The 14,838-nt window shown below is 38.1% G+C and carries 11 protein-coding genes; 9 read left to right on the top strand and 2 right to left on the bottom strand.

Annotated elements, in window-relative coordinates; translation table 11 throughout:
* Positions 1–15 precede the first annotated feature (15 nt).
* A complete protein-coding gene (gene metG / locus AAC388_RS14525; RefSeq protein WP_309167436.1) occupies positions 16–2,082 on the bottom strand; it encodes a methionine--tRNA ligase in 2,067 nt (688 codons plus the stop codon).
* A gap of 282 nt (positions 2,083–2,364) precedes the next feature.
* On the opposite strand from metG, the gene AAC388_RS14520 reads away from it, so the two are divergent.
* From AAC388_RS14520 to AAC388_RS14510, 3 genes are all read left to right on the top strand, one after another.
* Positions 2,365–2,865 (top strand): hypothetical protein, encoded by a 501-nt coding sequence (locus AAC388_RS14520; protein WP_017386611.1) that lies wholly within the window; start codon positions 2,365–2,367, stop codon positions 2,863–2,865.
* Positions 2,866–3,010: 145 nt separating this feature from the next.
* Positions 3,011–4,201 (top strand): iron-sulfur cluster carrier protein ApbC, encoded by a 1,191-nt coding sequence (gene apbC / locus AAC388_RS14515; protein WP_002120320.1) that lies wholly within the window; start codon positions 3,011–3,013, stop codon positions 4,199–4,201.
* Positions 4,202–4,344: 143 nt separating this feature from the next.
* The gene (locus AAC388_RS14510) at positions 4,345–5,217 is read left to right on the top strand and encodes a 5'-methylthioadenosine/S-adenosylhomocysteine nucleosidase (protein WP_002120400.1); all 873 of its coding nucleotides are present in this window, start codon (positions 4,345–4,347) and stop codon (positions 5,215–5,217) included.
* A gap of 32 nt (positions 5,218–5,249) precedes the next feature.
* Here AAC388_RS14510 and AAC388_RS14505 read toward each other — a convergent pair whose 3' ends face one another.
* The gene (locus tag AAC388_RS14505; protein WP_016802582.1) at positions 5,250–5,816 is read right to left on the bottom strand and encodes a DUF2062 domain-containing protein; all 567 of its coding nucleotides are present in this window, start codon (positions 5,814–5,816) and stop codon (positions 5,250–5,252) included.
* Between the two features lie 362 nt (positions 5,817–6,178).
* Here AAC388_RS14505 and AAC388_RS14500 point away from each other — a divergent pair, with 362 nt between their 5' ends.
* From AAC388_RS14500 to AAC388_RS14475, 6 genes are all read left to right on the top strand, one after another.
* Positions 6,179–6,772: a LysE family transporter gene (locus AAC388_RS14500; protein WP_032004285.1), complete on the top strand. Its 594-nt coding sequence runs from the start codon at positions 6,179–6,181 to the stop codon at positions 6,770–6,772.
* 114 nt (positions 6,773–6,886) lie between these two features.
* Complete coding sequence (dcd, locus tag AAC388_RS14495) at positions 6,887–7,456, top strand: dCTP deaminase (protein WP_002120290.1); 570 nt, start codon at positions 6,887–6,889, stop codon at positions 7,454–7,456.
* A gap of 302 nt (positions 7,457–7,758) precedes the next feature.
* Positions 7,759–9,237 carry a hypothetical protein gene (locus AAC388_RS14490; RefSeq protein ID WP_342370850.1) on the top strand — a complete coding sequence of 493 codons (1,479 nt, stop codon included), beginning with the start codon at positions 7,759–7,761 and terminating at the stop codon, positions 9,235–9,237.
* Between the two features lie 231 nt (positions 9,238–9,468).
* Positions 9,469–11,511 carry a hypothetical protein gene (locus AAC388_RS14485; protein WP_342370849.1) on the top strand — a complete coding sequence of 681 codons (2,043 nt, stop codon included), beginning with the start codon at positions 9,469–9,471 and terminating at the stop codon, positions 11,509–11,511.
* A 15-nt stretch (positions 11,512–11,526) separates the two neighbouring features.
* Positions 11,527–12,252, top strand: coding sequence for a DUF6160 family protein (locus tag AAC388_RS14480; protein ID WP_101664015.1), 726 nt, complete (start codon positions 11,527–11,529; stop codon positions 12,250–12,252).
* A 32-nt stretch (positions 12,253–12,284) separates the two neighbouring features.
* Positions 12,285–14,696: a DUF6160 family protein gene (locus AAC388_RS14475; protein ID WP_342370848.1), complete on the top strand. Its 2,412-nt coding sequence runs from the start codon at positions 12,285–12,287 to the stop codon at positions 14,694–14,696.
* The last annotated feature ends 142 nt before the right edge of the window (positions 14,697–14,838 follow it).

The following is a 14,838-nucleotide window of genomic DNA, read 5'->3' as shown; positions in this document are numbered from 1 at the left end:
TTTTTTGAAAGCAGATTAAGAAACTTTATCGCCAGGTTTCGCACCGCTGTCTGGAGAAATAATGAAAATACCTTCACCATTTCCGGCAGCAAGTACCATGCCGTTTGAAATACCAAAACGCATTTTGCGTGGTGCAAGGTTAGCCACCATAACAACCAATTTACCTTTTAGGTCTTCTGGTGCGTATTGGCTACGAATGCCACTAAATACATTGCGTGGTTCAGCTTCACCAACGTCTAAAGTAAGTTGTAGTAGTTTATCTGAACCTTCAACTGTACCTGCTTCAATGACCTGAGCAACACGTAAGTCAACTTTTAAGAAGTCTTCGATACCGATAATTTCAGCTTCACCCACTGCTGGAGCAGGGGCAGCTTTTTTCTCGGCAGCTTTGTCCTTTTTCGCCGTTGCTTTAGTTGCTTCTGGAGCAGGAGCACCTAAAGACTCTTTAGAAGCATCAACCATAGCTGCAACAGCTTTTGGATCAACACGCTGCATAAGCGGTTGGAACTGCGCAATCTCATGGCTTACAAGAATTTGTTTGCGTGACTCGAAATCGAAGCTTTCAAGTTTTAAGAAATCTTGAACTTGTTGAGCTAAAGTTGGCAGAACTGGAGCCAAGTACACCGCTAATTGACGGAATAAGTTGATACCAACAGAACATACATCAAGAACTTGTTGTTCTTGACCTTCTTGTTTCGCAAGTGCCCAAGGCTTTTTCTCGTCAATATATTGGTTTGCGCGGTCAGCTAGCGCCATGATTTCACGGATCGCCGTAGAGAATTCACGTGCTTCATATGCAGCAGCGATTGAATCGCCAGCATCAATAAAACTTTGTACTAAATCAGTTTCTGCACTTTGAGCAGATAACGTATTGTTAAAGCTGCTGTTGATGAATTTCGCACAACGGCTAGCAATATTAACGACTTTACCGACTAAGTCTGAATTTACTTTCTGAACAAAGTCATCAAGGTTCAAGTCAGAGTCTTCAACTTTATCTGAAAGTTTAGAAGCAAAGTAATAGCGTAAATATTCTGGGTTTAGATGTTGTAAGTACGTCTCGGCTTTAATGAAAGTACCGCGAGACTTAGACATTTTTTGTCCATTTACAGTCAAGAAACCATTTACAAAAAGACCAGTTGGAGTGCGATAGTTCGCACCTTCAAGCATTGCAGGCCAGAATAAAGCATGGAAGTAAACAATATCTTTACCAATAAAATGATAAACATCATTTTGGCTATCTTTTTTCCAGAAATCATCAAACTTTAAATCTGGGCGTTTAGCTTTGATATAGTTTTCAAAACTAGACATATAACCAATTGGGGCATCTACCCATACGTAGAAATATTTATTCGGTGCGTCTGGAATTTCAAAGCCAAAATATGGTGCATCACGAGAAATATCCCAGTCTGCTAAACCTGCTTCAAACCATTCATCTAACTTGTTCGCAATCGAAAGAGGTAAACGACCTTCATCGCGCGTCCATTTTTGTAAATATTCAGAGAAGTTTGGAAGCTTGAAGAAATAGTGATCTGATGATTTTTCAACTGGTGTTGCACCACTTAAAGTTGAACGTGGATTAAGTAACTCGGTTGCATTATAAGTTGTACCACACACTTCACATGAGTCGCCGTATTGATCTTCTGATTTACATTTTGGGCATGTACCTTTAATGAAACGGTCAGACAAGAACATCCCTTTTTCTGGGTCAAATAATTGAGTTACAGGACGAACTGCAATATTTCCAGCTTCACGGTTTTTAATATAAATATCTGTTGAACGTGCTTTGTTTGCATCGCTATGCGTTGAATCGTAATGATCGAAATGTACGCCAAAACCGTCAAAATCACGGATGTGTTCTTTTTGAACATTCGCAATTTGCTCTTCTGGGCTAATACCATTTGCTTCGGCACGTAGCATAATTGCTGTGCCGTGAGCATCATCCGCACATACATAAGTCACATCATGACCCATTGCTCGCATGGCACGAACCCAGATATCTGCCTGGATGTAACCGAGTAAATGACCCATATGAATTGGACCATTAGCATAAGGGAGGGCATTAGTGACTAAAATTTTACGCACGGATTTCATTCTCTCATTCGTATTTATAAGGTGGAAGATTTTAACTGATGCAGGGAGATAAGCAAAGATTAATAATCTTCGGCTTGGCATAAGCGATTTCTATTAAAATGGATTTTGGTCAGGCATGGTTTCTCTTTAGAACAGATAAACAAATCAAAAAATATTTGAATCTTCCTGTATTGTCTTTGTTTCAAATTGCAGTTACGGTCAGAAAATAAGCCATAACGATGTATAACTAATAACTTATTCAGGTAATTTTTTAATTAAATGAGGATAACAACGATGACTACAGAAAATAAATTAGATGAATTAAAGGCAAAAGCGGCTGATGCAAAAGTACAAGGTGAAAAAGCTTTGGACGATTTAAAGGAAAATGTAAAAGAGAAGCAAGCTGCTGGTAAAGAAGCAGTTGAAGATAAGGTAGACCAATTAAAGGCAAAAGCAGCTGATGCGAAAGTACAAGGCGAAAAAGCTTTGGACGATTTAAAGGAAAATGTAAAAGAGAAACAAGCTTCTGGTAAAGAGGCTCTTGAAGAAAAAGCAACTGATTTAAAAGGTAAACTTGAGGATGCTCAGCATAGTCTACAAGATAAGTTTGATCATTTGCGTACAGAAGCAGCTCATAAACTTGACGATGCTAAAGCCAAAGCTGCGGAATTAAAGGAAGAGGCTGCTACAAAATTGGATGAGTTGAAAACGCAAGCAACCGCAAAACTTGATGAGTTGAAGAAAACTGCGACCGATAAACTCAATAAATTAAAGAACCATGATTCTGCTGAATAAGCTGATTTAAACTAAAATCTGCACTCCTTACCTAAAAGATGAGATGTGAAGTTAGTAATTATTCATCCCAAGGTGAGCGAGTGCGGAGCAATACTGTTACACTATCTCCATTAAGCTGTAATGATCTGTTTTTGGAGTAAACAATATGTCTTGGCTTTCTTCATTAAAGTCCGTTTTTTCACCCGCACAAGAGGTGAAAGAAGATGAAATCCAAACCGTACTCCAAAACTATTTACTACCCCATTCAAAAGATGCTTTAAAGGAGCGCATTAGTCAGCTTCAAGTTCAAGGTCGTGTTTTACAACTTACGATTAATACATTTCCTGATGAAAAAGAGCATTTGCAGCAAATCCATGATGATTTAGCTGGTGCATTAGAAAAGTGCGGTATTGAAGAACTTAATTTACACGTAGTTCAACAAAAGCGCCCTACACAAGAAAGTTCAAACCTACCTCCTGTGCTTGATGCCTCACCTAAATCAGAACCAGATCCAAATAATCCACCGATTCAAAAAGCCGCTCCGCAACAAAGAGATGTTCCACTTCACCCTCGCATTAAGAATGTTATTTTAGTTTCATCTGGAAAGGGTGGCGTTGGTAAATCGACAACTACGGTTAATTTGGCGCTTGCCTTGCAAAAAATGGGTCTTAAGGTTGGGGTATTAGATGCTGACATCTATGGCCCAAGTATTCCCACAATGCTAGGAAACGCTGGCAAAACCCCACTTATTGAAAGTGAAAATTTTGTACCTTTAGATGCTTATGGTATGGCTGTGCTTTCTATTGGTCATTTAACAGGTGATAACAACACACCTGTTGCATGGCGTGGACCAAAGGCAACAGGCGCTCTAATGCAACTGTTTAATCAAACACTTTGGCCTGATTTAGATGTACTCATGATTGATATGCCACCAGGTACTGGTGATATTCAGCTTACGCTTGCACAGCGTATTCCGGTTACAGGCTCAATCATTGTGACTACTCCGCAAAATGTTGCCTTGCTTGATGCCACCAAAGGAATTGAATTATTTAATAAAGTGGGTATTCCAGTATTAGGTGTCGTCGAAAACATGTCGACTCATATTTGTTCAAACTGTGGCCATGAAGAGCAAATTTTTGGTATCGGTGGTGGTGATAAGCTTTCCGAGCAATACCATATTCCATTGTTAGGCCGTTTGCCTCTAAATGCTCAAATACGTGAACATGCTGATCAGGGTAAACCGAGTGTTGTGGCAATGGATGATGCGGCTGATAGTTATATTGAGATTGCTAAATCAGTCTGGCAGCAGATTGAAAAAATCCCTCAACGCACACGTGATGATAAGCGTATTTTCTAATGTATTAAAACCCGGCTTTAAGTCGGGTTTTTTATCATGTGATTAAAATAAAAAATTAAATTACTGAATCCTAATAACAAAGCTGAACTTGAAATTGGCATGTAGATTGCTACCTTACACTTTTTAAAAAGAAAGGTTAAAAAATGCAATTTAAGTATAGTTTGGGCGTAATCAGTTTATGTAGCGCTTTATTTTTAGTTGGATGTAACGATGACAACTCATCTGCTTCACAAACACCAACAGTTCAGGAACAAAAACAGAAGTTACAGCCGATCATTATTCAGGGTGCTTTACCTGTAGAGTCGGAAAGAATGGCTTCAAAGTTAGAAAATAAGACTGTTGAAACCATTGGAGGATGGACCTTTTGGAAAGGTACCTATAATGGTTATCCAATGATTATTTCTAAAACCCGCATGGGTATGAGTAACTCTGCTGCAGCAACTGCTCTAGCGATTGAACGCTATAAACCAATTGCGATCATCAATCAGGGAACCTCAGGTGGACATGATCCTGACTTGCATGTATATGATATTGTTTTAGGAAAATATACAACCAATATTGGTGCATTTAGAACACCTAAACAGCCAGTGGGTGGTGGTTCAAACTCACTCACATGGGTTGAGGCTTTTGATGTGTTACCAACAGATGAATCTGACCCAGAGCCGATTGCAATACGCAAATTTGAAGGTGACCAAGAGTTGTTAATGGCGGCACATAAAGTCCGTTATGATAAAGGTGATGTGGTTGAAGGAACGATTGGTTCAGCAGATGTCTGGAATAATGAACTTGACCGTATTCAATTTTTCCACCAGCGTTATGGTACTTCTGTTGAAGAAATGGAAGCGGCTTCTGTTGCACAAATTGCAAGCCAGTTTAATGTTCCTTTCCTAGGCATTCGAATCTTATCTAATAATATTACCAATAACGGAGCTTATGACCCTGGTACAGGAGAGGCTTGCCAAGAATATGTGCTTAATGTGGCCGAAGAATATATGAAATCAAAACTACCGAAATAATGATTTAAACTTATGCAAGAAGAGTGAAGCTTTTATAAAACCTCTTCTTGCTTCTTTTGATGATGTCTACTTTTCCAGTTTTTAACAACCATCCAGCGCCAGAAAATTTCTGTGCATATATATAAAATAACAGCAAATACAAAAGCTTCTACAACAAGTCCAGTCATCAAGATTTTCGCAAGACTAAAATCAATGTGGCCATGGCCGAAATGAGTAATCCAACGAGAAATCTGATGCAATACACCTAGCAGCATTTCTTTGTTAATCATATGCACATGAAAAATGTGTGCACCGAACCAAAAACCAATATATAGAATAGGAACTAATGTAAGCGGGTTACTTAACCAAGCGAGCATCAAGCTAATTGGTAAATTTACTTCAAATAGTAATACCGCCATCACAATAAATACGCTGTGAAAAGGAATAGGCAGTAAACCAAAAAAAGTTCCGACAAAAACAGCTCGGGTAATTGATTTTCGATTGACATACCAAAGCACAGGATTAAGGGTTTTTTTACCAAAAATCCTTAGAAATTTCATATTTGAAACTTTCTCGGGGGAGGGAAGCCAAGATTGAAAAAAATGCTTTGCCATAATCATTAAGGGTAGTAAAGCGCGATGCTCTATATAAAAAAATCAGAAACAATATATGAATTGAAACTTATTAAAAGCTTAAAATTTAAACTTACCAGTGCTATATATTTTTATTATAAAGACTTTTGATGGAAAAATAGACTTAAAATAAAAATAGTTATGTTACTTAACTCAGAATCTATTTGAAAAGTATAACAACTGACCGTAAAGTTTTCTTCTCGACTTTATGTGATAATTTTATAAATATTTGTTTTTATATACTTTATTTTTATTTTGAAAATAATTTGAAATACTTTGTCTTACAATTACCTTTTGCCTTGTGACAGGATATCTATTAATCTGAGATGACTATATTGTGAGGTCATTCAATGATTTCATGGCTTTTTATTGGCTTAGTAGCCACAATTTTACTTACTCCTGGTCCAACCAATACCTTACTAGCTTCTTCTGGGGTACAAGTGGGTTTAAGGAAGTCAGTAAAACTTATTCCAGCAGAAGTTTTAGGTTATGTCATCTCTATTTCTGCATGGGGAATGCTGATTGGAAAAGTGTCTAGCACACTACCAATGCTGCCGCCTATTCTAAAGCTATTGAGCGCTTGCTATATTATTTTCTTAGCCATCAAGTTATGGCATACGGCAAATCAAGAAGTTGAATTAAATCAGCCAACAATTCGTGCTCGTGAGTTATTCTGCGCCACTTTATTAAACCCAAAAGCATTACTGTTTGCCTCAGCAATTTTCCCAGTAGGTGCATGGAGTAATTTTCATATTTATTTAATTCATATGATGGCTTATTTAGCGCTTATTACCCCAATTGCATTGTTCTGGATTTTCTTGGGATCGGTTTTAGCATCTAAAAAAGTAGGTTGGTTAAATCAAACTAACTTGCAAAAAACTGCTTCACTTGTATTGGTCAGCTTTTCAATTCCAATTAGTTATTCTGCTTTACTGAACCTCTAAATGTGCAGCTGAGCTATTCTTATTTATTTGAGTAGCTCTGTGTTGTTTTCATAATTGGTTTTTTAAGTTAAAGTACGTCGAAATCAATGAATTTACCTTTTGGATAGAAAATACATGGCCATTAAGTCTGATCGTTGGATTCGCGAAATGAGCGAAAAACACGGCATGATTGAACCTTATGCAGAGAATCAAGTCCGTTTTGATAAAAATGGTGAAAAGTTGATTTCCTACGGGGTCTCTAGCTATGGTTATGATGTACGCTGTGCCCGTGAATTTAAGGTTTTTACAAACGTACATTCTGCAATTGTCGATCCAAAAAATTTCGATGACAAAAGTTTTATCGATATTGAGTCTGACGTTTGTATTATTCCGCCAAACTCATTCGCTCTAGCGCGTACAATTGAATATTTCCGTATTCCTCGCAATGTGTTGACTGTATGTCTAGGCAAGTCAACCTATGCTCGCTGCGGTATTATTGTAAATGTGACTCCATTAGAACCTGAATGGGAAGGTCACGTTACTTTAGAATTTTCAAATACAACAAATTTACCTGCACGTATTTATGCTGGGGAAGGCGTAGCACAAATGCTATTCTTTGAAAGTGATGAAGTATGTGAAACCTCTTATAAAGACCGTGGTGGTAAATACCAAGGTCAAACAGGTGTTACGCTTCCTAAAACTTAATCTTTCCTCGATGAAAAGATTTTAAAAATAATGGGTCACTTAGGTGGCCCAATTTTATAAATAAAATTTTTTTGAGAAGCGTTTATCGGAATTATGATAAACGACAGTTTCCTTTTGTAAAAAATGATATAAAATGATCAATAATTGATTTGTTTTTTTGTTCTGCATCACAGAATTTAAAAGTAAATGTGGTTGATATAGGCTTTCTTTGATAATGTTTAGTTAAATATTTATCAAATGTAGATAGGCCAAATAAAAAGAAATTAAACAGGATTATGCCCCCACGGATACGGAGGTCGGCCATGCGACAGTTTACGTCTCTTCGAGTAGCACTTTTGACACTCGGAAGTCTATGTTTTTGTTCAGCTTACGCTGCTTCTACACTAGTCCCTATGTCAGATGCTGAACTATCAGCAACTCGTGGCCAAGCTTTAATGAGTATGTCTTATATTGCGCCTACGGACTCTGCAAATTTAGAAAAACTACGCGACAACAGTAGTAATATTGGTTTCTATAAATTAGGTTTGGAAGCTGAACTAGAAATTAACACCAATATTCGTAAATTACAGTTAGGTTGTGGTGGTGTAAATGGTGCTGGTGGCTGTGACATTGATATTGATAATCTGAGCTTAAGTGGACAAAAGTTTGATGCGAATGGCAATCCTTTAGCTATGACTAGCGAAGAGCGGGCTTCATCTTCTGCGGTTTTAACAAATCCGTTCATAGAGTTTGCGATTAAAAACCCTAATTCCGCGTCAACCCGTGAAGTCGCAGGTTTAAGATTAAGTGCTGAGAAATTTATCGGCTTGCTTACAGCAGGTACTGAAAACACAACTAGGCCAAATGGCATTAACTCGATTTCTGGTTATATGCAGGTTCAATCTGATAGCAGTGGGTTAATTAAAGGTTATGCAACAACTTCTGCTACGCGGGACAATTTATATGGTGCTAATGCAGTTACAGGTCGTTTACAAGCTTTAGGTTTAGGTGGATTTGCAGAAGTTAGTTTTATTACTTCAAATGGCGGATTTAATATTCCTGGCATTCAAAATAACTATTTTGAAATTGCTCCAATTCAAGTGAATGGTAATCGGGTTAGTTCTAAAGTTTTATCTGCTCCCGTTAAAGTCCCAAATATTTATGTAGGTCATAGTAGTTCCTATCCGGTCGATGGAACAGTGCAATACAATGCAGCAGGTCCACATGACCCAGCTTATCCAGAACCAACAGGTATTTATACACAGGGCGGTAGAGTGGAAGCTACAGTAACAGACTGTACTCCATTAGCATGTTTGATTGCAGGTAAAGGTGCTAAATTTCCTAATGTATATATGAATGGTACGATTTCAAATATTACTGCGAATTTAAATTTAACTCAGTCATTGGGTCTTATTCATAATTTACCAATTAATTCACCAATGTATCTCGCGCTACAAAATCAAATGCTCCAATGGCCAGGTGCGAAACCAGATGATGTGGCTCAAAAAGGTTGGTGGATGTCTTTTGCAAACCCCGTTAACATCGGTAACATCATTCCGCAAGATGCGATTGATATTTCACCACTATTTCCACAAATTTCGACGGCCGTCTCTGCTTATTTACAAAATAATCCAGCACAAACTTATGATTTATTAGGATTATTAAGTGTAGGTGATTTGGATGTAAATATTGGTACTATTGATTTGAAAAATAGTCCGCTTACATTAAATTTAAGCAATTTGCAGTTAACGAATCAAAATTTTAAGCCAAACTGCCATGGTTCGGGTTTAACTTTTTGTTAAATTCCGAGAAGGCAGATTAAGCTGCTCTACATTCATCGGAAAAGTAAATTTTTACATGCTTTTTTTTGCATTTGTGCAAATATTCCGCATAATAGAAATGTGGAAAGGTTGGCAATATCTTTTAGATTTGCCTCTTTGTCTAAGGTGAAAAGGATAGATTCACCTGGCATCAAGGATTGTTAAAGAAAAATAAATATGGTGCACGGCATCGTATAAAACAGGAAGGTCAAGATGACTACACTTAATTATACGGTAAGGTTTCAAAAAACCGTTTTGGCAAGTTTAATCGGGCTTTGTATAAGCCAACCTAGTTTCGCACTCGAAGAACTTTCTGATGCGGGCTTAAGTGAAACTACAGGTGAAGGTATTGCTATCTTGCCACAGAATACTTATATGGTATTTCGTGGTGCAGGCGCAAATGAAACCTCAAGTCAGATATTAACCGATCGTACTAAAGATACAGGTTATATCAATTATGTACCTGTTGGTCCTTTAAGTATGACAGCCGCTGATACCAATAAAAATGGCTCGATTGATTCTGGTGACCGTGCGGTAGGTAAAGCTGATATTTTTCTTTATGGCTTAGCACTTTCCAAATCTGATAATAATACCAATACTCGCCTTGCTTCTACCGATGCAGCCGCTGCAATTTCGAGTTGGGGTACTGCGGTTAACCCATGGATTTTTAAAGTTGCTACAGAAAACTTAGTACCGAATTTTAGTGCAAATAATTGTACAGGTGCGACTGATCCAACTTGCCAAGTGACTAATTTAGCTCTAGAAGCGCCTTTGTATGAGGTAGGAACAAAAGACGCTGCTGGTATAGATGCATATAAGCTAAAACTAGGCTTATGGACAGATATTTTTGTCCGTAATCCAAATAAAATAAATGGCGCCGCAGATCAATTTAATTATGGTGATTCGAATGGTTTAATTGGTACGAGTACGGATGCAAGTCGTGCAAACCGTCTTCGTTTACAAGGGGTCTGGAATAACTTTAGTTTAAATGGTAGCCGTTTGCAGCTTTTCCAGACCCTAGGTGGAGCGACATCTGCTGGAGGAATGAGCCCTTTCTATAATGATACTTTAGGTTTCGCTGGAGTAGTGCGTTTAAATAGTGGAGATGCCTCTAATTTAAGAGCAACGATTACTGCAAATACTCCTACCTCAACAGTTGGCCCATGGGTAAATCGCTATAGTACTCAATATACTGGCGCTCCAAGTAATGATTCACCAAGTTCAGATTGGTTGTATCGTATTCGTAGTCAAACTACGACAATTACTTCAACTGGTTCATGGACTGCCCCAACAGACAGCGCTATGAATAACGTATTGCGTTTGAGCACTCGTGAATCTGGAACTACTCAAAGTAATTTGGTAACACCTGCAATTAATGGTGGGTTTGCACCAACTTTTGATGCGAATGAAGGTTTATATCTCTATAACCCTAATATTAACCTTGTGTTGGGTTCTTTGTATCAACCATTGGTTTTAAGCTCAGATGGTAAAAACTTTAGTCTAGAACTTGCTCGTATTCCAAATAAACCTGAAATTTATAAGAAAATTTATACAGACTATAGTGGAGCCGATACGAGTTACTTAGGCTCAACTTGTAATATTTACCAATGTGGGACCAATGTAACCTTAGGCGGTAAAACTTACCAAGGCTCTAGTGCAACGCATAGCAGTATTTCAATTGGTTCAACTGTTTATAATTCTTCGAACAATACTTTAGAAGCATTTAAAGGGAATAGTACACAAGACGCGGTCGGTATTTCATTTGGTAAATTGCCTACGGGCACTGTAGCGGCTATAACGCAGACTAAAAACTTCTACCAATTGCAGAATCAAGAACGTCGTGCTGGTGAGTATCGCTGTGGGTTCTTGAACTTAGGTACTTGCTACGATACTTGGCAGTACCGTACAGCAACGGGCTGGACTGGAAATGCAGGTACAGGCTTAAAATTTGATTCTCAGGGTGCTAACTGGGCTAGTATTGACAGTACCTCTTATTATAACCCAACAGTAAATAATACAGGTTATACCTTAGCTGATGCAGGGAATGGCGCTCAATTTACTGTGCCAGCCGGCACACCTTTACCAGATGCTCGTTACGAAGGGGGGCGTTGGTATAGCACTACACCAAATGCAGATTTGAACACCTATAAATTATCTGGAGCACAAATTAGTTCAGCCATTAGTAATAACATGGGTTCAGGTGTTATTGACGGTGTTTTAATTCAGCACTTGAAACTTACAACTAAAGGTCTATAAGAGGAGGAGATTGATATGAAAAAAATAAGTACTTTGATCCTCGCTCTTTGCACAACAGTTACTCATGCTGAGCTGCAAACTTTAGATAATGACGCTTTGCAGGCGATTAATGGTCAAGCTGGTGCTGATTTATCTTTAATGCTTAATTTAAACCAGACAGCTAACGGTGTCTTTGACAATGGTAGTGGTGGTGTCTGTGAGAACGTTGAGTTCTGTCATATAGGTTTAGCGATTAACAAACGTTTTGTACAAGCAGATGCAACTAAGCCAAGTGGTTGGGCTGAAAATAGTGATAGTGGTAATAAGCTTTGGCTCGTGTTTAAAGGCGTACAAGGAACTTTAAATATTCAAAAAATGGGCTTGGATGGCGTTGATTTAAAGTATCTTGATAAAAGTAATACTGAAATGATTAAGCCTGCTATTCAGCTTAGTTTTAGCTCAGCTCAACCGATTTTATTGCGTAATTTTGGTTTCAATGCTTTATCAATTGAGCAAGATAACTTTACCAGCTCAACAACAACGCAAGGCTCGAGTGCAAATATGTATGATTATGCATATTTCAAAAAACCGACATATGCTGCGACTGCTAATAGTGCAGCACAGCAAGTTGCTACAGCGACTCCATCAGCCTATGACTATGGGCGTGAAACTGGTTTCATGGGTTTAATGATGAATGGGAATTTGGCTATTCAAGGAAAAGTCATGGTCTTTAGCTGTGATGGTAGCCATCCTCGTTGTTAAGGGTTAATGTAGATTTCAAAGGAACTGAAGTGATGAAAAAAAATAAAGAAAATCACAGCTCAAAGTTTATTTTAAATACATTAGCAACCAGCATGTTGTTAGTGAGTGGTCAAATTTATGCTTTAGAAGCTTTAACAGATGCTGATTTGAGCGCCGTCAATGGACAAGATGGGATCTCGATTCAAACGACGTTTAATGAAATTAATATTGATAATGCTTACTGGGATGACCATGCAGGCACACCAACAAGTGCTGATCAGGTATTAAGAGCTCAAGCAAGTGGTGTAAAAGTCCAAAAAAGTAATGCATCTAGCCAAACTTTAAGCACTAATTACCGTTTAGATGTAGGGAGTAACCCAACTACGGGTAAAACTGGACTCGACTTTTCTATGCAAAGTAGTCCATCACTTATTACCGTAAATAGCGTTAAAGTCTGTAATAGCTCTGCTACATGCTCACCAACTTTAGGGCAGTTGGCTATTCAAACGACCTCTCCTTTAAATTTAGCACTTACAACCCAAGATGGCTTATTTAATGCAAATAGCCAGTCAAGCATGACACTTGGTATTAATAATACCAATATTTATTTAGGGCAATTAGATGCTCGTAGTCAGCTAAATCAGTTAATTTTAAGAAATTTTAACTTTAATTTTGTCGGTAAAGGAGCCATGCTGATTGACCCAACTCGTGGCCTAGTTTTACAGACGAATACTGGAACTAACGTTGCTAGTGTAGGGCAAACCCCAAATAGTACCTATGGTTATGTTGATTTTAACCGTGTAGCAGATTCAGCTTCTGGTCTAACAGCAGGAACATATGTAGATAGTAGTGGAAAAGTAACTAATTCAGGCCTGAATATTGAGGTCATGTTAAGTTCTAATGTGGATAAAACTAACCCTTATGCTTTAGATGCAACCAATAGTCCCCAAAATGCGAAAGGTTTGATTCGTTTAGGTGCTAGCGGACGTATGGTAAATAGTTATTTACAAGTCCGTGGCATGGATGGTACGGCGGACACTACCACTTTAGGCACTGCAAATACCGCTACGGGTACGGGCTCAAGTAATAGTATTTTAGGTAATTCTGGGATTGCCTTTCGTATGAAAGGTGAATTCACTAAAGACAATGACTCAATGTTGGGCTCAGATGGCAAAGCAACCACTTTAGAAATTGGTGGAGCAGGTCTGAATGCTTATGGTTTCGAATTTGGTAATTTAACCGGCCTTAACTCCGCTACGCGTGGTTATTTTGACAGCGGAAATATTTATTTAAATCTTGCTGATACAAAAACATTATTAATGCCAAACAACGCGACTTTAAATGCAATTCGTTTAGGGTCGGGTACTTTAACAACAGCTGCTGATTATCAGCATAATATTCACCGTGATACGGTCACTAATCCGTTTAGCTTAATTCTTGCGATGCGTGGAGCAGAGTTTCAGGCATTTTCAAGACGCGGTCGTTTTACGACAAGTGCAAATGTTGCTGCTGCCAATCAGTTTGCAGACAATGGTGCAAATAACCAGTGGGGCTTAGCATTACCTTTTTATAACTTAAATGCTAACGCTGCTGTATATGGTTTAGATGCACCAGCAAATAGTGCTTATTACTATACAAAAGATGCAAATGGTAAGCCTGTTCGAAATGCTGTAGCTGCATCTGGAACCACTTCGCGTTTAGGTTTTGGTATTGCTGCTGGAACTACGGGACGTGATGCGACTGGAACTAAAACAACCTCAATTTTATTAATTGATGGTTCTCCAAATGCTAATAATGGTGGTAGTCCTACTGATTATTACATGGGCTTACGTAATATTGATATGTTCCTCAAAGGCAATGGAAGTATTGGTTTAGAAAATGGCAGTCTTAATATTAGTTTAAAAGAGATGCTACTTGCTTTATCAACAGAAATTGCAGCTGGTTATCTACCAGGGGCTAAATATAAAACGTGTCCAGCGACGGGTTCATGTACTTCACCTATTGATAATTTTGCCAAAAATAATGATGTGTTATTTGGTCTAAAACTCCGTTTAGGTGGCGATCTTAACTTATCAATTGTGCCAAATAGTTCAATTGCAGATGGTAGTGCCTTAACTGTACTCGGCGATTTCACAGTGCCTGCGACAGCAACTGGAAATACGGTTCAAATTAGTGATCCGATTGATGGTTCTGCAATTGGTTTTGACAATATTACAGGAAAGCTAGCGTTTAATAGTGCTTTGGTTGTGGGTAAAGATACAACAAGTGGTTTAGGTAAAGTTGGCGTAAATACGGCGGTTTATTTTAACCCTGATAAGAGCATTGACGGCGCATTACGTGTTAAAGATATTAATTTCTATCCACCTTCAACAGGAGCTGGAGCACGTTTAGGTGAGCTTGCAATTACTGGTGGACGTTTAAATAGTAGCTTTAGTATTGTGCCTAGAAATGGGGCCTTTAACTAATAAATAAAAGTGACGATTATCGTCACTTTTTTATATAAATTTTATTTTAGTGTGATTGGATTTGCATTCGTCGGGTTATAGAGATAATTGCTTTGTACTTGAATATTATTCTGATAGTCTGAACAAATAATAAGCGTTTGTC

The sequence above is a fragment of the Acinetobacter sp. D009 genome, assembly GCF_038562025.1.
GTDB classification, from domain to species: Bacteria; Pseudomonadota; Gammaproteobacteria; order Pseudomonadales; family Moraxellaceae; genus Acinetobacter; species Acinetobacter pittii.
The sequence above is the reverse complement of the archived record's forward strand: the minus strand, read 5'-3'. Positions and strand labels throughout refer to the sequence as shown.